The sequence below is a fragment of the Kribbella sp. NPDC050820 genome (assembly GCF_040653975.1).
Taxonomy (GTDB): domain Bacteria; phylum Actinomycetota; class Actinomycetes; order Propionibacteriales; family Kribbellaceae; genus Kribbella.
In genome coordinates, this window is the sequence record NZ_JBFAHB010000012.1 from 38,739 (window position 1) to 59,436 (window position 20,698).

Genomic DNA, 20,698 nt, shown 5'->3' on the forward strand with positions numbered 1-20,698 from the left:
GAGGTCCGATGGCGATCAAGAACGTCGTGGTCAACTGCACGGACGTGCAGCGCTCGGTCGAGTACTACACCAAGTTCCTGGAGCTCCCGGTCGTCGGCGAGCCGACCGCGGAGCGGGCCGTGCTGGACGCGGTCACCGCGACGATCGAGTTGCGGGCCGTCGGCAACGGCCGCGAGCTGACCACCTGGGTCGGCGACGACCTGCAGAAGGGCTTCCGGCACGTCGGGTTCAAGGTCGACCGGCTGGACGAGCGGGCCGCCGTACTCAAGGCCTCCGGGGTCGAGTTCAAGCTGGACCCGCTCGATGCCGAGGGCAAGGTCCGGATCTGCTTCTTCTACGACCCCGACGGCACGCTGCTGGAGATGATCCAGGGCGACCTGCAGTACGCCGAGATCCTCGACACCGACGGCGTCGCCCGGGAGCGGGCGCTCGGGGTGCCGCAGCGGCCGCGGTTCGACCACGTCGCGATCACGATCGAGGACCGCGAGCGGACCAGCGCGTTCTACGACCAGCACTACGGCTTCTCGTTCATCGGCACCATCGAGCAGCCGCACGACCACCGCGGCTTCAGCATCGGCTACCTCAAGGGCGGCGACACCGTGCTCGAGGTCTTCACCTACCAGGTCCCCAAGACGTCCCGCGATCCGCAGCTCGCCGTGGCCGGCTTTGCATACGCCGAGCTCGAAGGCAAGCCTCCGGCCGATCTCGGCAACCTCGTCTCACCTGACGGCACGACCGTGTACGTCGATCCGGACGGGTTCGCGTTCGCCGTAGGCTCCGAGGCATGAACAAGGACTGGCTTCGGCCGCTCGGATCCACCGGCCTCACCGTCTCCGCCGTCTGCGCCGGCGGCAGCGGGATCGCAGGCATGCCCGCGGTCTTCGGGTACGACGTCACGCGCCAGGAGGCCGTCGACCTCGTGCTCCGCGTCTTCGACAGCCCGCTGAAGTGGATCGACACCTCCAACGGGTACGGCGACGGCGAGAGCGAGCTGCGGATCGGCCAGGCCATCAAGGAGTACGGCGGCCTGCCCGACGGGTTCCTGGTCGCGACGAAGGTCGACGCTCGCGACGGCGACTACTCCGGCGCCCGGGTCCGGGCGAGTGTCGCGGAGAGCAAGGAGCGCCTCGGCCTGGACAACCTGCCGCTGGTGCACCTGCACGACCCCGAGTTCCACGACTTTGACACCATGCGTGACGCCGTCGACACGCTGATGCAGCTGCGCGAGGACGGCGAGATCGGTCATGTCGGACTCGCCGGCGGCAACACCCGCGAGCTGTCCCGCTACCTCGACCTCGGCGGTTTCGAGGTGCTGCTCGTCCACAACCGCTGGAGCCTGGTCGACCACTCGGCCGGCGCGCTGTTCGAGCGCGCGCTCGCCGACGGGCTCGGCGTGATCAACGCGGCGATCTACGGCGGCGGCATCCTCGCGAACCCGCAGGGCTCGACGAAGTACGCGTACCGCGAGGCGCAGCCCGCCGTACTGGAGGCTGTGCAGGAGATGGACAAGGCCTGCCGCGAGTACGGCGTCGACCTCGCGACGGCCGCGCTCCGGCACTCCACCGACACCCCGGGCGTCGCCGGGACCGTGGTCGGGATCAGCAAGCCGGCCCGGGTCGACGCGCTGGTCGCTGCCATGGAAGCGGACCTGCCCGACGAGCTCCTTAACCGGTTGAGTAGCCTCCTTCCCCAAGAGCAGTACTGGGTCGAGGGTTAGGTCGTGTCCGATGGTCCCGCGCCTACTGCGCGGCACTCGGCACCTGCTCGCTACGGCTCGGGACCATCGGACACAACCTGAAGGAGACATCGTGACGAACGGCTTCCCACCCGGATTCACCTGGGGCGCGGCGACGGCGTCGTACCAGGTGGAGGGTGCGGTCTCCACGGACGGGCGCGGTCCGAGCATCTGGGACACCTTCGCGCACACCCCCGGCCGGATCTCCGACGGGACCACCGGCGACGTCGCCGACGACCACTACCACCGGTTCGCCGAGGACATCCGGCTGCTCGCCGACCTCGGGCTGACGGCGTACCGGTTCTCGATCGCCTGGCCGCGGATCATCCCGGCCGGCTCCGGCGTGACGAATCCGTCCGGCCTCGCGTTCTACCGTCGGCTCGCCGAGACCTGCCTGGAGTACGGCGTCACGCCGTACGCGACCCTCTACCACTGGGACCTGCCACAGCCGCTCGAGGACGCGGGTGGCTGGCTGGTCCGCGACACCGCGGAGCGGTTCCGCGACTACGCCGCCGTCACGCACGCGGCGCTCGCGGACGTGATCAAGAACTGGATGACGCTGAACGAGCCGTGGTGCTCGGCGTTCCTCGGCTACGGGAACGGCGAGCACGCGCCCGGGCGGACCGAGGGCGCCGACGCGCTGAAGGCCGTGCACCACCTGCTGCTCGGGCATGGGCTCGCGCTAGAGGCGATCCGCTGCCCGGAGGGTTCCTACGGCATCGCGCTGAACCCGGCACCGATCCACGCCGCGTCGGACTCGGCCGCGGACCGCGACGCCGCGCGGCGGGTCGACGGGCTGCGGAACCGGCTGTTCCTGGAGCCCTTGCTGACCGGGAGGTACCCGGCCGACGTCCTCGAGGACACCGGGATGACCGACTGGTTCGCGCAGTTCGAGGCGGACCTGCCGGTGATCGGCGCCCCGCTGGACTTCGTCGGCGTGAACTACTACTGCCCGACCACCGTGGCCGCGCCGGACGGGCCGGTCTCGTCGCCGGGCGTCCCGACGACGCAGCCGGGCAGCGAGAACGTGGTTGCCGTCGACACCGGCCTGCCGAAGACGCAGATGGGCTGGCCGATCCAGGCGACCGGGCTGCGCGACATCCTGGTCACGATCAACAAGCTCGCGCCGGACCTGCCGCTGTACGTGACGGAGAACGGCGCGGCGTACCCGGACTCGTTGACTGCAGACGGGACCGTCGAGGACGACGACCGGCTGGACTACTTCGAGCAGCACCTCACGGTCTGCCGGGAGCTGGTCGCCGAGGGCCTGCCGCTGAAGGGGTACTTCGCCTGGTCGCTGATGGACAACTTCGAGTGGGCGTGGGGCTTCAGCCGCCGGTTCGGGATCGTGTACGTCGACTACGAGAGCCAGCAGCGGATCGTCAAGAAGAGCGGGCGCTGGCTCCAGGAGTTCCTCAGCTCGTGACCGCGCGGGTCGACTTCTGGTGCGGCGTGAGCTGACTGTGCAGGACGAGCGATGCGGCGCCCAGTGCCGCAGCGCTCGGCCCCAGCTTGGACAGCTCGACCCGGGTCGGATGCATCGCGCGGACGAACGACAGCCGGTTGATCTCGGTCGCCGCGACCCGAACGTAGATGTCGCCGGCCTCGCTGAACCCGGGGCCGGCCAGGATGATCTGGTCCAGGTCGAGCAGGTTCGTGATCGACAGCAACGCCTTGGCCAGGTACGTCGCCGACTCCTCGATCAGCTGCACGCACCGGGGATCACCGGCCGCGGCCAGCCGGGCGATCTTCGCGAAGTCCGAGCGCAACGCCGTACGGCGACCGCGCAGGGCGAGATCGTTGACCAGGGACGGGTCCTGCTCGGCGCGCTTCACGACCGCGGCCGGCGCGGCCAGGCTCTCCAGACAGCCCTGACCGCCGCACCAGCACTGCGGGCCGTTGACGTCCAGGACCATGTGGCCGATCTCGCCGACGTTCGAGGACGAGCCGCGGTAGACGTCGCCGTTGGTGACCAGGCCGAGCCCGAAACCGGCCGCCATGTAGACGGTGGCGAAGTCGTTCACCGATGGGATCCGGCCGGCCCAGAACTCGCCGATCGCGGCGCAGGTCGAGTCGTTCTCGACCACGATCGGGTGGTCGATCGCCGCCTTGAGCGTGTCCCGGACGGCGAACGGCTCCCAGACGTACTTCGCCGCGTTCGTCCGCAGCAGCCGGATCCCGCCGCCGCCCTGCCGGCCGGCCAGCGCGACGCCCACCCCGACCAGGGTGGCCGGCTCGATGTTCGCCTTCACGACCAGGTCCTCGAGCTCGGTGGTGATCCGCTGGACGACCGTGGCCGGCGCGTCCCGGCCGATCCCCCGCGACGACATCTGCTCGATCACGCGGCCGCTCATGTCGGTGACGACGTACGTCGTACTGGGCGTGTCGATCGAGATGCCGACCGCGTGCCGGGCACGCGGGTTGAACTGCAGCAACGTCGCGCGCTTGCCGCCGGTCGGGTCGCCGAGGCCGGTCTCCACGATCAGGCCGTCGGCGAGCAGCTGCTTCACCACCCGCGAGATCGACGCCCCGGTCAGCCCGGAACGGTCGGCCAGATCGACCCGGGTGACCGTGCCGCTGGACCGGATCAGGTCCAGGATCGCGCTGTGTGTCTCCTGCGCGGTCGCACCCTTCAGAATCTTCCCCACGTCACCGTCCTCCCTCGGCTTACCCCGCACTTTAATACACAAGGTAACAAAGTGGCATCAGCTTGACCTCAACCAATCTTGAGGTCCTAGCGTCTCGGGCTGTGAAGACGATCAGATTGCACGAGTTCGGTCCGGCGGAGAACCTGCGGTACGAGGAGGTCCCGGACCCGGTGCCCGCCGCGGAGCAGGTGCTGATCCGGGTGGAGGCGGCCGGGGTTCACCTGGTCGACACGACGCTGCGGGCCGGCACCGGCGGTGGGGGGCCGATCCCGCTGCCCGAGCTGCCGACCATCCCCGGCCGCGAGGTCGCGGGCCGGGTGGAGGCGGTCGGCCCCGGGGTCGACGAGGGGTGGATCGGCAAACGGGTCGTGGTGCATCTCGGCATGGTGCCAGGTGGGTACGCCGAACTCGCAGTCGCCAAGGTGGAGTCGCTGTACGAGCTCCCGGATCACGTCGACGCCGCCCAGGCCGTCGCCGCGATCGGGACCGGCCGGACGACCGCCGGGATTCTGTCGCAGGCGCGGCTGTCGGCGGACGACGTCGTACTGGTCACGGCGGCCGCTGGTGGGATCGGTAGCTACCTGGTCCAGGCGGCGCGCAACGTCGGGGCGACTGTGATCGGCCTGGCCGGTGGACCCGAGAAGGTGCAGCTGGTCCGCGACCTGGGGGCTCACTACGCGGTCGACTACAAGAACCCGGACTGGCCGACCGACCTCAAGTCCGACCTGGGTGATCGGGCAATTACGGTCCTCCTGGACGGCGTGGGCGGCGACAACGGCCAGCGAGCCTTCGACCTCCTCGGCGTCGGCGGCCGCCTACTCATGTTCGGCTGGTCCGGCGGCGGCCCCATCCACCTGACCACCGAAGACCTCATGTCCCGAGGCCTCACAGCCACCTGGGCCATCGGCCCCAAACTCCTCCCCCACCTCCGCCCCCTGGAATCCACCGCCCTAGAAGAAACCTCCTCCGGCCGCTGGCAAGCCGTAATCACCACCTTCCCCCTCGCCGAAGCAGCCAAGGCCCACCACGCCCTCGAAACCCGAGCAACGACAGGCAAGGTAGTACTCCTCCCCTGACAACAACCAGCAAAGTCCCCCCGCGCCCACCTTCCGGTCAGAACGTGCGAACCGCCCTGCCACCAGCGAGTCGTGCCGCGCGGACGGCAAGCACCCACCCGGACAACCACCCGACGATCCTCGATCCCTAGCAGCGACGTCGCGCGGGCTTCGCAGAGATCTGTTTCACACTCGGACGACGTCACGGCCGGGCCGCGGGCGGCGTCTGGTGGGCGAACTCTCAACGTCAGGAGGACATGATGAGCAAGCCCGACCAGACCACCGTGCTGATCACGGGGGCGAACAAGGGCCTCGGCTACGAGGGGGCCCGGCGGCTCGGCGAGCTGGGCTGGAAGGTGTTCCTCGGCAGCCGCGACAAGGCCCGGGGCGAGGCGGCCGCCCAGAAGCTGGCCGCCGAGGGTGTGGACGTCGTACTGGTCCCGCTCGACGTCACCTCGGACGAGTCCGTGGCGCGTGCACTGGAACTCGTCCGCGGTCACACCGACCGGCTCGACGTACTGATCAACAACGCCGGTGCGCCGGGACACGCCGTCCACCCCAGCCAGGCGACTGCCGACGAGCTGCACCCCGTGTACGACGCCAACGTCTACGGGCCGGTGCGGGTCACCCAGGCGTTCCTACCGCTGCTGCAGGCGGCCGAGAACCCACGCGTGGTGAACGTGACCAGCGCCGGCGGCGCGTTCAGCGTCATCCTCGACCCGGACCAGCCGGTCGCCAACATGCACGAGCTTGCCTACAGCTCGTCGAAGGCAGCGATGAACATGATCACCGTCCGGTACGCGCAGGCGCTGCCGGGCATCAAGTTCAACGCCGTCACCCCTGGCGAGACCGAGAAGCACACGTTCGCGGCCACCGACATGAACAACCACCGGGGCCAGCTGACGGTGACCGAGGGCACCGACTCGATGATCCGGATGGCAACGCTCGGCCCGGACGGCCCGACCGGCACCTTCGAAGACCGCCTCGGCCCCATCGGGTGGTGACTCAGCCCTGACCGGGTGGCCTAGTCGCGGGGTGCGTACATGATCACGGCGACGCCGACCAGACAGATGGCGGCGCCGAGGATGTCCCAGCGGTCGGGGCGGAACTTGTCGACGAGCATGCCCCAGGCAAGCGATCCGGCGACGAACACCCCGCCGTACGCGGCGAGGATCCGGCCGAAGTGGGGATCCGGCTGGAACGTCGCGACGAAGCCGTACGCGCCGAGGGCGATCACGCCGCCGGCGATCCACCAGATCCCGCGATGCTCCCGCCAGCCCTGCCAGACGAGCCAGGCGCCGCCGATCTCCGCGAGTGCGGCCAGCACGAACAGCACCACCGACCGCAGGACCGTCACGGGCGCGCGACCAGGTCGGTGAACGGCAGCGGGCAGTCGGGGTCGCCGGCGCAGGTCTTGAGGTCGTCGCAGCCGGCCGCGATCCCGGCGCGCAGGCTCTCGGCGATCACGGTCAGGTCGGCGATCTTGGTTTCCACATCGGCAAGCTTCTCGCGAGCGCGCGCCTGCAGCCCGGCTCCCTCGCCGAGGCGATGCCGATGCCTGGCCGCATCGAGCAACTCCGCCACCTCGGTCAGCGTGAACCCGAGCCGCTGGGCGGCCTTGATCACCCGCAGCGTCGTGACGGCCTCATCCGGGTAGAGCCGGTGGCCGCCGAGGCTCCTTGTCGGCTCCTCGATCAGTCCGCGGCGTTCGTAGTACCGGAGGGTCTGCAGGTTCACGCCCGCAGCGGCCGCGACCTGACCCGAGCGCAGGCCATCAGCCATAACGGGTGTTCAGGGCATCCAGTACGGCGACATGCGCCGGCGGGACCGTGATGCGGAGGGTCAGGTGGGTGGCGGTCGGGGTGAGCTCGAAGGTGAAGAACGAGCAGCACTCGGTCTCGCGGGCGGTGAGGTCGGCCGTGGTCGTCTCGGCCTCGGCGGCGAGCGTGAGCTCGAGGGTGGTCGGGTCGACGCGGGTGACCGTTCTCAGGTGGTCGGCGAAGAGTTGGTCGAACTCCGCGACCCGCAGGGGTTGCTCGGCAGTTGGCAGGGTGCAGGCCTCTGGGGCCCAGTCCGTCGTACTCATGCTTCGACGGTAAACCTGTACCCAAGTACAGGATGCAACTACTCGGCCCAAGTCAGCAGGTAGGCGACGGCGCCGAAGCGGATGTGGTCGCCGGGGCGGACGCGGACCGGGGTCGTGATGCGCAGACCGTTGAGGTGGGTGCCGTTCATCGAGCCGAGGTCGCGCAACATCCAGCCGTCGCCGACGTGCCGGAGCTCGGCGTGGAAGCGGGACACCGAGATGTCGGCCATCCGCAACGTCGCGCCCGGTCCGCGGCCGATGCGGACCGTCGGCGAGCCGGCAGGTGGCAGCGCGAGGCCGGGAAGCTGCACCGGCGGCGGTACGACGGTCAGCCGCGGGAGGCGGGCCAGAACGCCGCGGACCCGAGCGAGCGCACGTGGTTCCTCACGCGGCAGGTCGCGCGTCGCAGCAGCGAGCTCGCCACGGCTCTGCGCCCGCAGTACGAACGTCATCCGCCGGATGAACGTGTCGTGCGACAACCGCCCCGAGCCGGCGCCGTCGCGCAGGACCGCCAGTGCCCGGTCACGCTCCGCGTCCGACGGACGCGCCCCCTGCACCGGCACCGATGTCATCTCCGCATTGTCAGTGCCGCCCAGGGCCACTGTCCACATCCACCCCCGCACCCCACTTTGTGCATCCACCGATCGTTTTTTGGCGCGGAAAGTGGTTGGTGGGTACACAAAGTGGGGTTGAATGGCGGAATGCGACTGCCGATCATGCCGCCGGTGAAGCCGATGCTGGCCAAGCCGGTCAAGGAGATTCCGCGGGGCTCGCTGAGCTACGAGCCGAAGTGGGACGGGTTCCGCTCGATCATCTTCCGCGACGGGGACGAGGTGGAGATCGGCAGCCGGAACGAGAAGCCGATGACCCGGTACTTCCCCGAGCTCGTCGAGGCGGTGAAGGCGAACCTGCCGGAGCGGTGCGCGATCGACGGCGAGATCATCGTGATCGGCGAGTCCGGCGACCGGCTCGACTTCGAGGTGCTGCAGCAGCGGATCCACCCCGCCGCGAGCCGGGTGAACATGCTGTCGGAGAAGACTCCGGCCCGGTTCGTCGCGTTCGACCTGCTGGCCCTCGGCGACGAGGACTACACCGAGCGCCCGTTCAGCGAACGTCGTACGGCGCTCCTCGAGGCGCTCGCCGACGTCGAGGCGCCGATCCATGTCACCCCGGCCACGACCGACCACGCCACGGCCGGGCAGTGGTTCGAGCAGTTCGAGGGCGCCGGGCTGGACGGGCTGATCGCGAAGCCGCTCGACGGGATCTACCAGCCGGACAAGCGGGTGATGTTCAAGGTGAAGCCCGAGCGCACCGCCGACTGCGTGGTCGCCGGGTACCGCCTGCACAAGAGCGGCCCCGACCGGATCGGCTCGCTGCTGCTCGGGCTCTACAACGACGACGGCACGCTCGCCAGCGTCGGCGTGATCGGCGCGTTCCCGCTGGAGCGGCGTAAGGAGCTCTTCCAGGAGATGCAGCCGCTGGTCACCACGTTCGACGAGCATCCGTGGGCGTGGGCGAAGCAGGAGGAAGGTGTCCGGACGCCGCGGAACGCGGAAGGCAGCCGCTGGCAGGCCGGGAAGGACCTCTCGTTCACCCCGCTGCGGCCCGAGCTCGTGGTCGAGGTCCGGTACGACCACATGGAGGGCATCCGGTTCCGGCACACCGCGCAGTTCGTCCGCTGGCGCCCGGATCGCACGCCGGAGTCCTGCACCTACGAGCAACTCGAGGAGCCGGTGAAGTTCGACCTCGCCGACGTACTGACGAGCGCAACCACCTGATGCTCCACCGCCTCTACACCCGCGCGCTGCGCCGCCAGCTCGCCGGCCTCCCGATGCCGCAGCACGTGGCGATCGTGATGGACGGCAACCGCCGCTGGGCCCGCCAGGCCGGGTACGACGACGTGCGACAGGGCCACCGCTTCGGCGCCGAACACCTGGAGACGTTCCTCGAGTGGAGTCGCGCGGCCGGGATCAGCTGTGTCACCGCGTGGGTGGCGTCCGCCGACAACCTCCGCCGCCGGGACTCGGCCGAGGTCGACTACCTGATGCAGCTCGCCGAGACCGTGATCGCCGACCACGTACGACGCGACCACCGCTGGCGGCTGCATGTCGCAGGACAGCTCGATCTGTTGCCCTCGTCAACGGCCACCGCCTTGAAGGAGGCAGTCGAGGCGACCCGCGACCGCGCCGACGCAGGCGACCTGACCATCGCAATCGGCTACAGCGGCCGCGGCGAACTCCTGAACGCCGTCCGCACCCTCCTGGACGAGGCAGCCGAATCAGGCCGCTCACTGTCGGACGTTGCCGACGGCCTGACCGAGGACGACATCCGCCGGCACCTGTACCTCCCGGAGTTGCCCGACCCCGAACTGGTGATCAGAACCAGCGGTGAGTTGCGGATGTCGGACTTCCTGTTGTGGCAGACGACGGGGTCCGACATCGTGTTCTGCGACCTGTACTGGCCGGCCTTTCGGGAGGTCGACCTGCTGCGGGCGCTGAGGACGTACGGAAGGCGGAAACTGGATCGATGCAGTTGACGGTCAAACGGCCGTCGTAGGGGCATCATGGGGGTATACCGACTGGTACGAACCGGAGGTTGCGAGATGTACGACGTCGTACTGCTCGTCGAGCAGGAACTGTCCGAGCCGGACGCGAAACGCGTCGTCGAACTGCACCAGGACATGCCCGAGCCGGTCAAGTACCACGTGCTCGTGCCGTGCCACAACGCCGAGGCCGGAGTGGAGGCGTCCATCAGCGCCCTCGGGACCGCCGACCTCTACGGACCCGGGCTCGCCACCCAGCGCCAGGACCTGGCCGAGGCGCAGAAGGCGATCGACACCGAGGCGAAGGGCTGCACCGGCCGCAGCGTGCAACGCCTGCGCGACCTGAGCCAGCACGCGGACGGCGGGATCTCCCACGACCGTCCGATCGACGCCCTGATCGCCACCGTCGACCAGGTGAACGCGCAGGAGGTCATCATCCTGACCCGCTCCCACGTCGTCGCCGAGTTCTTCCACCTGGACTGGACCAATTCCGCCCGACGGCATCTCCGGGTCCCGGTCCTGCACCTGCTGGAGCACGACCCGCAGAAGGCGGCCAGCAACTAGTGCGGTAGCAGCGCCGCGTAGGTGACGCCGGCCGCGAGGCCGGCGATCACCAGGGAGAGGGTTGTGCGCAGAGTCTTCTCGCCGACTTTCCCGTAGTGGCGGCCGTCCTCGGAGTGGTAGGCGACCTTGAAACCCGCGTAGCCGGCCGCCAGAACCAGCGCCAATTTGATCATCGCGCCCCTCCCCTACCTCAAGCTCACGGTACCCCTAGACATTCGCCGCGGTCCCGGACTCCGTGAACTGGGTGCGGTACAGGTCGGCGTACTCGCCGTTCTGTGCCAGCAACTGCTCGTGCGTGCCCCGCTCGACGATGTTGCCGTGGTCAACCACCAGGATCAGGTCGGCGTTCCGCACCGTCGACAACCGGTGCGCGATCACCAGCGACGTACGCCCCTCCAGTGCCGTGTCCAGAGCCCGCTGCACGGCCACCTCGGACTCCGAGTCGAGATGCGCAGTGGCCTCGTCCAGTACGACGATGCGCGGTGCCTTCAGCAACAACCGGGCGATCGCCAGCCGCTGCCGCTCACCACCGGACAACCGGTGACCGCGATCCCCGACCACGGTGTCCAGCCCGTCGGGCAACGACGACACCAGCTCCCAGATCTGCGCCGACTTCAGCGCCTCGACCATCTCCTCGTCGGTGGCATCCAGCTTCGCGTAGGCGAGGTTGGCCCGGATCGTGTCGTGGAACATGTGCGCGTCCTGCGTCACGTAGCCGACCGCGTCGTGCAGCGACTGCAACGTCACATCCCGTACGTCGCTCCCGCCGACCCGGACCGCTCCACCTGAGACGTCGTACAGCCGCGCGACCAGGTTCGTGATCGTGGTCTTGCCGGCGCCGGACGGCCCGACCAGCGCGACCATCTGACCGGGGCGAACGACGAAGCTGACGTCCTCGAGAACCTGCGCGGACACGCGCTTGTCCAGCACGGCCACGGACTCCAGGCTGGCCAGCGACACCTGGTCGGCCGTCGGGTACGAGAAGGCGACATGGTCGAACTCGACACTCGCGGCGTCGGCCGGCAACGGCTTCGCGCCGGGCGCGTCCTTGATCATCGGCTCCAGGTCGAGGACCTCGAACACGCGCTCGAAGGAGACCAGCGCGGTCATCACGTCGACGCGGATGTTCGAGAGCGCAGTCAGCGGACCGTAGAGCCGCCCGAGCAGCGCGACCAACGCCAGCAAGGTCCCGACGGTCAGCACCTCGCGGACCGCGAGGTTGCCACCCACGCCGTACACCAGGGCCGTGGCCAGCGCGGCGACCAGGGTCAGCGCGGTGAAGAACACCCGGCCGAGCATCGCGATCCGGATACCCAGGTCGCGGACCCGCCCGGCTCGCTCACCGAAGCCCTCGTTCTCGATCTCCGGCTTGCCGAACAGCGTCACCAGCATCGCTCCCCCGACGCTGAACCGCTCGGTCATCGCGGTCGACATGTCCGCGTTCAGCTGCATCTGCTCGCGCGTCATCGCGGCGAGCCGGCGGCCGAGGATGCGTGCCGGGATCAGGAACACGGGCAGCAGCAGGATGGCCACCACGGTCAGCTGCCAGCTCAGGACCAGCATCGCGCCGACCACGAGGATCAGGCTGATGATGTTCGACACCACGCCGGACAGCGTCGAGGTGAACGCCTGCTGCGCGCCGATCACGTCGTTGTTCAGCCGCGACACCAGCGCGCCGGTCTGGGTCCGGGTGAAGAAGGCGACCGGCATCTGCTGGACGTGCTCGAACACCTTGGTCCGCAGGTCGAAGATCAGACCCTCACCGATCCGGGCCGAGAACCACCGCTGGATCAGGCCGAGCACCGCCTCGAACACTGCGAGCAGCGCGACCACCAGAGCCAGCGCGGTGACCAGGCCGGCGTCGCCCTTGCCGATGCCGTCGTCGACGATCTTCTTGAACAGCAACGGCGACGCGATCACCAGGAAGGCCGACACGATCACGAGCAGCAGGAACAGCGTGATGTGCCACCGGTACGGCCGGGCGAACCGGAGGATCCGCCGCAACGTGCCCTTGGCGAGCTTCTGGCCGGCCACCGACGCGTCCTGCCGCCGCCAGCCGTAGGCGCCCATACCTCCGGGCATCCCACCGCCCATGGGCCGCATTCCCGACATCCGGTTCCCTCCCTGCTCTTCTCGTCAACGGTGACAACACGCGGTCACGTCCCGAACTTCCTTCGAGCAACCAATGGTTGCACATCGGCGACGAGCGCCGTACAGTCATGTGCAACCAAAGGTTGCGGGATGACGAGGAGACGTGGGATGGCGCAGCGCAGCATTGACCGGGAGATCCACATCGACGCCGCACCGGAGGTGGTCTACGAGGTCATCAGCATGCCGGAGCACCTGCGCGAGTGGTGGCCGGACGAGGCGGAGTACGAGCGGGCGCCCGGCGCAACCGGCACCGTCTCGTTCACCAACCGGCCGGACGGGAAGGTCGTTCCGCTGACGGTCCTGGAGGCGGACCCGCCACGGCGGTTCAGCTTCCGGTGGGCGTACGAGCTGGATGCGGTCGCGACCACGGCGAACTCCTTGCTCGTGACGTTCGACCTGGTCCCGGTGGGTGCGGGCACGCTGCTGCGGTTCTCCGAGACCGGGTTCGACGAGTCGGCCGCCCCCGACGAGGTGTACCGCGACCACATCACCGGCTGGGACTACTTCCTCCCCCGCCTCACGCCGTACGTCGACCGGCTGGTGTCGACGCCATGAACGTCGCCATCGACGACGACCTCTGGTCGGCCGTCGGCGACCCGACCCGGCGGCGAATGCTCGACCTACTGCTGGCCGGCAACGGCGGTACGGCGACCAGCCTGAGCGACCAGTTGCCGGTCACCCGGCAGGCGGTCGCCAAGCACCTCGGCGTCCTCGACCGGGTCGGCCTGGTCCAGGTCACCCCTTCCGGCCGGGAACGCCTGTACACGGTCGACGAGGCCCAACTCGCCCGCGCGGTCGCACAGCTGTCGACCGTCCGCGACGCATGGGACGGCCGGCTCCAGCGGATCAAGCGGATGGCGGAGGCCATCCACACCCAAAGACATCAGAAAGGCACGTGAAATGGTCGACATCTTGCACAGAATCGGGGCCCGGGCATCCCTCGACGACGTCTCCGAAGCCCTCACCACCATCGACGGACTGGCCGGCTGGTGGACCGAGGACACGCAGGGCGACCCCGGCATCGACGGGGTGATCAAGTTCCGGTTCGCCGGCGCGGGCGGCGAAGGCTTCGACATGAAGGTCCTGGAGTCGAAGGCCGGCGAGCTCGTCCGGTGGGAGGTCGTCGACGGACCGGACGAGTGGATCGGCACGCACGTCGGGTTCGAGCTCTCCCAGGTCGACGACTGGGCGATCGTCGTCTTCAAGCACGAGGGCTGGAAGGAACCGGTCGAGTTCATGCACCACTGCAGCACCAAGTGGGCCAGCTTCCTGCTGAGCCTGAAGAAGTACGTCGAGACCGGCAAGGGCGACCCCTCGCCGAACGACGTGGAGATCAGCAACTGGCCGTAGTGTCCTGAGTCGGAGGACCTCCGACTCAGGACGCCTAACCCAGGCTTGCCAGAAGCTCCTTGAGGCGACGCTCCTGGGCCTCGCGCTCGGCCTTCAGCTGCTCCTCGTAGCCTCGGTCTGCAGCGCCCAGGAGCAACGCCTTCGTCTCCCGGACCGCGCCAGGCAGCGGAGCCAGCAGTGCGTCCGACAGGTCCTTCACCGTGCCGGCCAGCTCCTCGGCCGGTACGACGATGTTCGCCAGGCCGAGCTCCTTCGCCTCGGCGGCCTCGACCCACCGGGACGTCGCGCAGATCTCGAGCGCCCGGGAGTAGCCGACCAACTGGACGAGCGGCTGCGTGCCACCCAGATCCGGCACCAGGCCGAGCGCGGGCTCACGCATGCTGAAGCGAGCATCCGGCGTGACCACGCGGAGGTCACACGCCAGCGCGAGCTGGAACCCGGCGCCGACCGCGTGGCCCTGCACCGCCGCGATGCTGACGATCTCAGGACGCCGCAGCCAGGCGAACCCCGCCTGGAACCCGGCGATCGTCTCGTGCACCTCGGCGGCCGGCTTCGCGCCGAGCGCGAGCAGCGGCTCCTCGCCGTCGGCGTTCTCGCCCATGATCAGCCGCCGGTCGAGGCCGGCCGAGAACGAGGGCCCCTCCCCCGACACGACGACCACGCGCACCTCGGGCGGCAGCGCCGTACCGAAGTCGGCCAAGGCTCGCCACATCGCCGGAGTCTGCGCGTTGCGCACCTCCGGCCGGTCCAGCACGACCCGTGCGACCGGCCCGTCCACCGTCAACCGCAGTCCCAAGTCCGTCATACGGAGGAAGATACTCTGGAGTAACTACGCCAGCGAGATCAGGTCGGCGTACTCGTTCGTCCAGAGGTCCTCGACGCCGTCCGGGAGCAGCAGGACGCGCTCCGGCTCGAGCGCCTCGACGGCGCCCTCGTCGTGGGTGACGAGCACGATCGCGCCGGCGTACGAGCGGATCGCGTTCAGCACCTCGGCCCGGGACGCCGGGTCCAGGTTGTTGGTCGGCTCGTCGAGCAGCAGCACGTTGGCCGCCGAGACGACCAGGGTCGCCAGCGCGAGCCGGGTCTTCTCGCCACCGGACAGCACCCGGGCCGGCTTGTCCGCGTCGTCCCCGGTGAACAGGAAGGAACCGAGCACGCTGCGGGCCTGCGTCTCGTTGAGGTCCGGCGCCGCGGTCTTCATGTTCTCCAGGACGGTCCGGTTCACGTCCAGGGTCTCGTGCTCCTGCGCGTAGTACCCGAGCTTGAGGCCGTGCCCGTCGATCACCTCGCCGGTGTCCGACTTCTCGATCCCGCCCAGGATCCGCAGCAGCGTGGTCTTCCCGGCGCCGTTCAGCCCGAGGACGACGACCCGCGAGCCGCGGTCGATCGCCAGGTCGACGTCGGTGAAGATCTCCAGCGAGCCGTAGGACTTGGACAGCTCCCGCGCCATCAACGGCGTCTTGCCGCACGGCGCCGGCGTCGGGAACGCGATCTTCGCGACCCGGTCGGCCTTGCGCTCGCCCTCGAGCTCGGACATCAGCCGCTCGGCCCGGCGCAGCATCTGCTGGGCCGCGGTCGCCTTGGTCGCCTTGGCGCGCATCTTGTTCGCCTGGTCGACCAGCTGGCCGGCCTTCTTCTCCGCGTTCGCCCGCTCGCGCTTGCGCCGCCGCTCGTCGGTCTCGCGCTGGGTCAGGTACGCCTTCCAGCCGACGTTGTAGACGTCGATCTCGGCGCGGTTCGCGTCCAGGTGGAAGACCCGGGTGACGGTCTCCTCGAGCAGGTTGACGTCGTGGCTGATCATGATCACGCCACCGGCGTACGACTTCAGGAAGTCGCGCAGCCAGACGATCGAGTCCGCGTCCAGGTGGTTGGTCGGCTCGTCCAGCAGCAGCGTCTCCGCCTGCGAGAACAGGATCCGGGCCAGCTCGACCCGGCGGCGCTGACCACCGGACAGCGTGCTCAGCGGCTGGCCCAGCACCCGGTCCGGCAGCCCGAGGTTCGCCGCGATCCGGGCCGCCTCCGACTCGGCCGCGTAGCCGCCGGCGGCGTGCAGGTCGGCCTCGGCGCGCTCGTACCGCCGCATGCCCTTGGCGCGGGTCTTCTCGTCCGCGCTGGCCATCGACTTCTCGGCGCTGCGCAACCGCCGTACGACGTCGTCCAGGCCGCGGGCGGACAGGATCCGGTCCCGCGCGAGGACCTCGAGGTCGCCGGTGCGCGGGTCCTGCGGAAGGTAGCCGATCTCGCCCGACGAGCTGACCGAGCCGCTGGCCGGCAGGCCCTCACCGGCCAGGATCTTGGTCAGCGTGGTCTTGCCGGCGCCGTTGCGGCCGACCAGGCCCACCTTGTCACCCGGCCCGACCCGGAACGAGGCGGGGGCGAGCAGCTGACGGGCGCCCACGCGGACCTCGAGGCTGGAGACAGTGATCATCGCGGTGGCAGGCGTCCTCAAGCTCGTGGGATCGGTCGGTGGCGGATCGGCGGCGCTGCGTCACGACACGGCTGAATCCCCCGCACTCACGTCTAGTCTAAGTGCTGTGAAATTCAACCCGGATGCGGATCTCGACACCAGCGGTGTCGAGGACACTCGTGGTAGTGGCGGAGGCGGCGGCGGTCTGCTGCCCGGCGGCACGATCCCGATCGGCGGCGGAATCGGCGGCATCATCCTGCTCGTGGTCATCCTGCTGCTGAACGGCGGCCTGCCGGGCGGAGGCGGCGGCAGCGAGGAGCCCACCGTCCGCAACACCGCCGCCGGGAACCTGGACTCGTGCAGGAAGGGCACCGACCTGCAGAACAACCCGGACTGCCGGTTCGTGTTCTACCAGAACTCGATCGAGGGCTTCTGGGCGTCCGAGCTGCCGCGCCGCGGCAAGAAGTACACCCGGGCGCCGATGCGCGTCTTCGACAGCTCGGTGAACACCGCGTGCGGTCCGGCCACCAGCGCGGTCGGGCCGTTCTACTGCCCCGGCGACAAGCGCGTGTACCTCGACCTCGGGTTCTTCCAGACCCTGCAGACCGAGCTCGGCGCCAAGGGCGGCAACTTCGCCGAGGCGTACGTCGTCGCGCACGAGTACGGCCACCACGTGCAGAACCTGTACGGCATCCTGGGCCGGATCAAGATCCGCAACGGGCCTACCTCCGACGCGGTCCGCTCCGAGCTCCAGGCCGACTGCCTCGCCGGCATCTGGACCAACCACGCCACCACCGTCCCGGACGCGGACGGCGACACCTTCATCAGCGGCCTCACCCAGGACGACATCGAGCGCGGCCTCGACGCCGCCGCGTCCGTCGGCGACGACCGGATCCAGTCGAAGACCCAGGGCCAGGTCAACCCCGAGAGCTTCAGCCACGGCACCGCCGAGCAGCGGATGCGCTGGTTCAAGACCGGCATGGACTCCGGCGACATGACCGCCTGCGACACCTGGTCCGCCGACACCCTCTGACCTGCCCTCTGACTTCGGGGGTTGCCCACTGAAATTCCCAGTGGGCAACCCCCAACCTCAGTGGGCAACCCCGAGTGCGGCGGGTTGTGGGTCAGGCGACGGCGGCTGGGCGGTGGTAGCCGGGGAGGAGTTCGTCGACGAGGGCGTCGGTCTCGGCTTCGGGGCCGCGGGGGCCGCCGTGCTTGGCGAGCGCGGCGTACATCTGCGACGCCACGTTGGTGACGTCGGCCGGCGTACCGAAGTGCGAGGCCAGGCGCAGCGTGGCTCGCCACAGCTCCTCCGAGGCCGGCGAGAAGCTCAGGCCGGTCTGCAGGGACGTGCGGGCCAGGTTGCCGTCGTTGTACCGCAGCGAGGCCTCGGCCAGCTTGAGCGCGGCGTCGACGACTGCCTCGGCCATCCGGCGCTCGATGCCCGACGCAGCGAGCCACGAGTACCGACCGGCCGGCAGGTCCGACCAGGCCGGGCCGTGCACCAGGCTCAGCGCCGTCGACAGCGGACCACGCGGGTCGTCCATCATCGTCGCCTGCTTGGCCAGCGTGCGGAACACGTCCCAGTCGACCCGTACGACGCTGCGGTTCAGCATCCAGCGTCCGGACTCGTCGGCGTACATCGCGTCCACACCCACCCAGCGGCGGGTGTGCTCGAGCGCCGCGTCCCGGAGCTCCTCGCTGATGCCCCGCGGCCAGATCGCGCCGGCCAGCACGTTCGGGTGCACGCCGTAGTCCTGGCTGGCCAGGAACGCGACGATCTCGGACGACAGCTGCACGCGGCCCTCGTCGATCGTGCCGCGAGCGTCCACCTCGACCGGCCCGAGCAGGTCCACCTCGACCGGCGCCGGCTGGCTCAGGTCGGTGGTGGAGAACTCGTACGCCGGCATGTCCTGCTCGGCCCGGCGCTTGTCCAGCGAGTCCGACTCGGCCGCCTCGAACAGCGCGACCAGGTCCGCGAACTGGGCGGGATCGATGCTGTGGGCATCGACCTCGAGGCCGAGCAGCCGGCAGACGGCCTGGTTCTTCTCGTCCACCACGAACCGCCACGGCGAGGCGATCACGTCGCCGACCACCACTACGGCGATGGTGCGCTTGTGGTCCGCGGCCAGCCGGTTCAGCTGGTCCTGCTCGGCCGGCGACGGCGGCGCCGACACGAAGATGATCTCCGCACCCCACATCGCCGCGTCCGGGTGCGCCATCCGGGCCTCGGCCACCGACTCCAGGTTGCGTCGCGCACAGGCCTGGACCTGCGCCTCGGTACGGCGGGTGACCTCGGCGATCGCGTCGTCGAGCCGCACCCAGTAGCTCAGCCGGCTCGGCGACAGCGCGGACAGGTCGTCACCGAACCCGACCATGCTGACGTGCGCGCCCTCGGACCACAGGTTGGTCGCCAGCTCGACCGCGAGCGAGCCGACCACGTCCCGGGACGGGTTGTTGACCCCGCCGAAGCTGACGATGCCGTTCGCGGTGTCGAGGTCGACCAGCACGGTCGCGCCGTCCGCGTTCCGCCCGATCGTCACCAGCGTCGGGTACGGCGCCGGCGCCGTCACGTCCGTGGTCGGTGCGTAGGCCCGGCGCAGCGTCCAGCGGGTGCCGTCGGCAATGACCTGCCACGGCGCGGGCGGCGGCGTCTGCGCCTCGTACGGGTCGAGCACGAGCGTCAGCGCGCGGTCGGTCACCAGCGCGGCGACGACCTTCGGCATCGGCCGGCTCGCCTGGGTCATGTCCGCGCCGAGCTGGCGCAGCGCGTTGTCGACGAAGGTGGCGGTCGGGATGTCGGAGGCGAGCCGCAGCCCGATCTCCGTCTGCCGGTGCCCGGCCGCCTTCGGACCGGGGCCCTGTGCCCAGCCGCGGCGGCGGCGCAGCGCAAGCGCGAGGCCGGCCGCGAGCAGCGTGGCGCCGAAGCCGTAGATCCCGGCCTCGGTGGCGTTGATCCCGCCGTCCTCCACCGCGACCGGAGCCGGCTCGGGCACCTTCGTGCCACCGGCCGCCGGTTCGCCCTGCTCGGACTGGGTGCCCGGACCGTGCGGGGCGACCGAGATCCCCGGCTCGCCCGGCTTCACGTTCTTCGCGCCCGGGTCCCGGCCCGCGCTGCCGATCATGACCGACGAGCCCTTCTCGGTGGCCTGGCCCTCGAAGAACCGGTTCCCCGGCCCCGGCTCGGTCTTCGACGCCGTACCCGTCGTGGTCTTGGTCCCCGTCGACGTCTTCGTGCCGGTGGAGGTCTTGGTTCCGGTCGACGGCGTCGTCTTGGTTCCCTGGCTGACGGTCGTGGTGGTGCCGTCGATCTTCACCCGGACGGTGTGCACCCCCGGGCCCTTGGCATCGGCGGGCAGCCGCACCTGCCAGCCCGGCAGGATCAGGTCCGGGTTGGTCAGCCGGCGGCCGTCGGGCTGGAGCTTGTTCTTGTTGAGCTCGTAGATCTCCTTGTAACGGCGGCCTTCACCCAGGTACCGCTCGGCGATGTCCCACAGGCAGTCGTAGTTGCGGCCCTGCGGCGGACGGACCTCGGTGTACTTGACCACCTGGCCCTTGTCGTCGCTGTTCGTCCGTACGCCGGTGTGCGTGGTGCCGGCCTGGTTGCCGCTGAGCACCGTGCTGCGCGACTCGGTCTGGCGGAACGTGTTCTTCGACTCCTGGTCCCCGCCCTGCGTCGCCGTCGCGACCGTCGGGGCACCGGTGCTGTGGGTGGTCGCGGCGCTCGCGAGCGGGACGCTCACACTTGCGGCAGCGCCGATCAGGACGACGGTGGAGATCAGCCGGCGAGCCAGGCCCTGCGAGCCGCCGCCGAGTGGGATCCGTGGCGAGAGGCCGTGGCCGCGGATCTCCGCGACCGCCTCCGCGACCAGGCAGACGACGAAGTGCAGCCAGGCGATCCAGATGAAGAACGCGAGGATGCCGAGCACGGTGTCGATGCTGAGCTCGCTGAACAGCACGTCGCGGCTCGGGACCTGCTCCGGCCACGGCGTGCCGAAGAACCGCAGCAGGACGTACGGGACGCCGCCGACGATCGCCAGGATCGCGAGCAGCGCGACGAAACCCTTCAGCCGGTCCGCGCCCGGGCTCCCCGACCGTCGCTGCGGCAGGCGTGCCGACTGCACCGGCTCATTCGTCCTTACCATCGTTCCTCCATACCC

The 20,698-nt window shown here is 69.8% G+C and carries 22 protein-coding genes; 12 read left to right on the forward strand and 10 right to left on the reverse strand.

What is annotated here, in order from left to right:
- The first annotated feature begins 8 nt into the window (after positions 1 to 8).
- The 3 genes from AB0H36_RS13545 (at position 9) to AB0H36_RS13555 (ending at position 3,161) form a co-directional block, all read left to right on the forward strand.
- Positions 9 to 788, forward strand: a complete 780-nt coding sequence (locus AB0H36_RS13545; protein WP_360521243.1) for a VOC family protein — start codon at positions 9 to 11, stop codon at positions 786 to 788.
- On the forward strand, positions 785 to 1,717 hold the full coding sequence (locus AB0H36_RS13550) for an aldo/keto reductase (RefSeq protein WP_360521246.1): 933 nt from the start codon (positions 785 to 787) through the stop codon (positions 1,715 to 1,717). Before AB0H36_RS13545 ends, AB0H36_RS13550 begins: the two co-directional genes overlap by 4 nt.
- Before the next feature lie 91 nt (positions 1,718 to 1,808).
- The gene (locus AB0H36_RS13555) at positions 1,809 to 3,161 is read left to right on the forward strand and encodes a GH1 family beta-glucosidase (protein WP_360521249.1); all 1,353 of its coding nucleotides are present in this window, start codon (positions 1,809 to 1,811) and stop codon (positions 3,159 to 3,161) included.
- Here the strand turns inward: AB0H36_RS13555 and AB0H36_RS13560 are convergent.
- Entirely contained in the window at positions 3,151 to 4,383 is a 1,233-nt protein-coding gene (locus tag AB0H36_RS13560; RefSeq protein ID WP_360521252.1) for an ROK family transcriptional regulator, read from the reverse strand. The two genes, AB0H36_RS13555 and AB0H36_RS13560, sit on opposite strands and share 11 nt — an antisense overlap.
- Positions 4,384 to 4,484: 101 nt before the next feature.
- Here AB0H36_RS13560 and AB0H36_RS13565 point away from each other — a divergent pair, with 101 nt between their 5' ends.
- Both AB0H36_RS13565 and AB0H36_RS13570 read left to right on the forward strand, forming a co-directional pair.
- Complete coding sequence (locus AB0H36_RS13565) at positions 4,485 to 5,459, forward strand: zinc-binding dehydrogenase (protein ID WP_360521255.1); 975 nt, start codon at positions 4,485 to 4,487, stop codon at positions 5,457 to 5,459.
- 239 nt (positions 5,460 to 5,698) lie between these two features.
- Positions 5,699 to 6,442, forward strand: coding sequence for an SDR family NAD(P)-dependent oxidoreductase (locus AB0H36_RS13570; RefSeq protein ID WP_360521258.1), 744 nt, complete (start codon positions 5,699 to 5,701; stop codon positions 6,440 to 6,442).
- 20 nt (positions 6,443 to 6,462) lie between these two features.
- Here AB0H36_RS13570 and AB0H36_RS13575 read toward each other — a convergent pair whose 3' ends face one another.
- From AB0H36_RS13575 to AB0H36_RS13590, 4 genes are read right to left on the reverse strand one after another with little or no spacing between them, the layout of a single operon-like run.
- Positions 6,463 to 6,795 (reverse strand): YnfA family protein, encoded by a 333-nt coding sequence (locus AB0H36_RS13575; protein WP_360521261.1) that lies wholly within the window; start codon positions 6,793 to 6,795, stop codon positions 6,463 to 6,465.
- Positions 6,792 to 7,220, reverse strand: coding sequence for a MerR family transcriptional regulator (locus tag AB0H36_RS13580; protein WP_360521264.1), 429 nt, complete (start codon positions 7,218 to 7,220; stop codon positions 6,792 to 6,794). Before AB0H36_RS13580 ends, AB0H36_RS13575 begins: the two co-directional genes overlap by 4 nt.
- Positions 7,213 to 7,524 (reverse strand): hypothetical protein, encoded by a 312-nt coding sequence (locus AB0H36_RS13585; protein WP_360521267.1) that lies wholly within the window; start codon positions 7,522 to 7,524, stop codon positions 7,213 to 7,215. Before AB0H36_RS13585 ends, AB0H36_RS13580 begins: the two co-directional genes overlap by 8 nt.
- 38 nt (positions 7,525 to 7,562) lie before the next feature.
- Complete coding sequence (locus AB0H36_RS13590; protein ID WP_360521270.1) at positions 7,563 to 8,096, reverse strand: DUF1707 and FHA domain-containing protein; 534 nt, start codon at positions 8,094 to 8,096, stop codon at positions 7,563 to 7,565.
- 129 nt (positions 8,097 to 8,225) lie between these two features.
- On the opposite strand from AB0H36_RS13590, the gene AB0H36_RS13595 reads away from it, so the two are divergent.
- The 3 genes from AB0H36_RS13595 (at position 8,226) to AB0H36_RS13605 (ending at position 10,630) form a co-directional block, all read left to right on the forward strand.
- Positions 8,226 to 9,302, forward strand: coding sequence for an ATP-dependent DNA ligase (locus AB0H36_RS13595; protein WP_360521273.1), 1,077 nt, complete (start codon positions 8,226 to 8,228; stop codon positions 9,300 to 9,302).
- A complete protein-coding gene (gene uppS / locus AB0H36_RS13600; RefSeq protein ID WP_360521276.1) occupies positions 9,302 to 10,060 on the forward strand; it encodes a polyprenyl diphosphate synthase in 759 nt (252 codons plus the stop codon). The genes AB0H36_RS13595 and uppS overlap by 1 nt, the downstream gene beginning before the upstream one ends.
- A gap of 66 nt (positions 10,061 to 10,126) precedes the next feature.
- Positions 10,127 to 10,630 carry a hypothetical protein gene (locus AB0H36_RS13605; RefSeq protein ID WP_360521279.1) on the forward strand — a complete coding sequence of 168 codons (504 nt, stop codon included), beginning with the start codon at positions 10,127 to 10,129 and terminating at the stop codon, positions 10,628 to 10,630.
- Here the strand turns inward: AB0H36_RS13605 and AB0H36_RS13610 are convergent.
- Positions 10,627 to 10,803, reverse strand: coding sequence for a hypothetical protein (locus AB0H36_RS13610; RefSeq protein WP_360521282.1), 177 nt, complete (start codon positions 10,801 to 10,803; stop codon positions 10,627 to 10,629). The two genes, AB0H36_RS13605 and AB0H36_RS13610, sit on opposite strands and share 4 nt — an antisense overlap.
- Positions 10,804 to 10,837: 34 nt before the next feature.
- A complete protein-coding gene (locus tag AB0H36_RS13615) occupies positions 10,838 to 12,742 on the reverse strand; it encodes an ABC transporter ATP-binding protein (RefSeq protein WP_360521285.1) in 1,905 nt (634 codons plus the stop codon).
- Positions 12,743 to 12,871: 129 nt separating this feature from the next.
- Between AB0H36_RS13615 and AB0H36_RS13620 the strand changes: the two genes are divergently transcribed.
- The 3 genes from AB0H36_RS13620 to AB0H36_RS13630 are packed head-to-tail and all read left to right on the forward strand — an operon-like array spanning position 12,872 to position 14,131.
- Positions 12,872 to 13,336 (forward strand): SRPBCC family protein, encoded by a 465-nt coding sequence (locus tag AB0H36_RS13620; protein ID WP_360521287.1) that lies wholly within the window; start codon positions 12,872 to 12,874, stop codon positions 13,334 to 13,336.
- Complete coding sequence (locus AB0H36_RS13625; protein WP_360521290.1) at positions 13,333 to 13,680, forward strand: helix-turn-helix domain-containing protein; 348 nt, start codon at positions 13,333 to 13,335, stop codon at positions 13,678 to 13,680. Before AB0H36_RS13620 ends, AB0H36_RS13625 begins: the two co-directional genes overlap by 4 nt.
- Before the next feature lie 13 nt (positions 13,681 to 13,693).
- A complete protein-coding gene (locus tag AB0H36_RS13630; protein ID WP_360521293.1) occupies positions 13,694 to 14,131 on the forward strand; it encodes an SRPBCC domain-containing protein in 438 nt (145 codons plus the stop codon).
- Between the two features lie 34 nt (positions 14,132 to 14,165).
- Here AB0H36_RS13630 and AB0H36_RS13635 read toward each other — a convergent pair whose 3' ends face one another.
- Positions 14,166 to 14,936 carry an enoyl-CoA hydratase/isomerase family protein gene (locus AB0H36_RS13635; RefSeq protein WP_360521296.1) on the reverse strand — a complete coding sequence of 257 codons (771 nt, stop codon included), beginning with the start codon at positions 14,934 to 14,936 and terminating at the stop codon, positions 14,166 to 14,168.
- A 24-nt stretch (positions 14,937 to 14,960) separates the two neighbouring features.
- On the reverse strand, positions 14,961 to 16,559 hold the full coding sequence (locus AB0H36_RS13640) for an ABC-F family ATP-binding cassette domain-containing protein (protein WP_360521299.1): 1,599 nt from the start codon (positions 16,557 to 16,559) through the stop codon (positions 14,961 to 14,963).
- Between the two features lie 106 nt (positions 16,560 to 16,665).
- Here AB0H36_RS13640 and AB0H36_RS13645 point away from each other — a divergent pair, with 106 nt between their 5' ends.
- Positions 16,666 to 17,571, forward strand: a complete 906-nt coding sequence (locus tag AB0H36_RS13645) for a neutral zinc metallopeptidase (RefSeq protein WP_360521302.1) — start codon at positions 16,666 to 16,668, stop codon at positions 17,569 to 17,571.
- A gap of 91 nt (positions 17,572 to 17,662) precedes the next feature.
- Here AB0H36_RS13645 and AB0H36_RS13650 read toward each other — a convergent pair whose 3' ends face one another.
- On the reverse strand, positions 17,663 to 20,683 hold the full coding sequence (locus AB0H36_RS13650; protein WP_360521305.1) for a BTAD domain-containing putative transcriptional regulator: 3,021 nt from the start codon (positions 20,681 to 20,683) through the stop codon (positions 17,663 to 17,665).
- Between the last annotated feature and the right edge of the window lie 15 nt (positions 20,684 to 20,698).

Bases quoted from the DNA above. Each gene is read 5' to 3' on its own strand.
- AB0H36_RS13650 (WP_360521305.1), bottom strand. From the start codon at position 20,683: ATGGTAAGGACGAATGAGCCGGTGCAGTCGGCACGCCTGCCGCAGCGA.
- AB0H36_RS13550 (WP_360521246.1), top strand. From the start codon at position 785: ATGAACAAGGACTGGCTTCGGCCGCTCGGATCCACCGGCCTCACCGTC.
- AB0H36_RS13595 (WP_360521273.1), top strand. From the start codon at position 8,226: ATGCGACTGCCGATCATGCCGCCGGTGAAGCCGATGCTGGCCAAGCCG.
- AB0H36_RS13635 (WP_360521296.1), bottom strand. From the start codon at position 14,936: ATGACGGACTTGGGACTGCGGTTGACGGTGGACGGGCCGGTCGCACGG.
- AB0H36_RS13585 (WP_360521267.1), bottom strand. From the start codon at position 7,524: ATGAGTACGACGGACTGGGCCCCAGAGGCCTGCACCCTGCCAACTGCC.
- uppS (WP_360521276.1), top strand. From the start codon at position 9,302: ATGCTCCACCGCCTCTACACCCGCGCGCTGCGCCGCCAGCTCGCCGGC.
- AB0H36_RS13615 (WP_360521285.1), bottom strand. From the start codon at position 12,742: ATGTCGGGAATGCGGCCCATGGGCGGTGGGATGCCCGGAGGTATGGGC.
- AB0H36_RS13590 (WP_360521270.1), bottom strand. From the start codon at position 8,096: ATGACATCGGTGCCGGTGCAGGGGGCGCGTCCGTCGGACGCGGAGCGT.
- AB0H36_RS13570 (WP_360521258.1), top strand. From the start codon at position 5,699: ATGAGCAAGCCCGACCAGACCACCGTGCTGATCACGGGGGCGAACAAG.
- AB0H36_RS13640 (WP_360521299.1), bottom strand. From the start codon at position 16,559: ATGATCACTGTCTCCAGCCTCGAGGTCCGCGTGGGCGCCCGTCAGCTG.
- AB0H36_RS13605 (WP_360521279.1), top strand. From the start codon at position 10,127: ATGTACGACGTCGTACTGCTCGTCGAGCAGGAACTGTCCGAGCCGGAC.
- AB0H36_RS13610 (WP_360521282.1), bottom strand. From the start codon at position 10,803: ATGATCAAATTGGCGCTGGTTCTGGCGGCCGGCTACGCGGGTTTCAAG.
- AB0H36_RS13580 (WP_360521264.1), bottom strand. From the start codon at position 7,220: ATGGCTGATGGCCTGCGCTCGGGTCAGGTCGCGGCCGCTGCGGGCGTG.
- AB0H36_RS13620 (WP_360521287.1), top strand. From the start codon at position 12,872: ATGACGAGGAGACGTGGGATGGCGCAGCGCAGCATTGACCGGGAGATC.
- AB0H36_RS13545 (WP_360521243.1), top strand. From the start codon at position 9: ATGGCGATCAAGAACGTCGTGGTCAACTGCACGGACGTGCAGCGCTCG.
- AB0H36_RS13625 (WP_360521290.1), top strand. From the start codon at position 13,333: ATGAACGTCGCCATCGACGACGACCTCTGGTCGGCCGTCGGCGACCCG.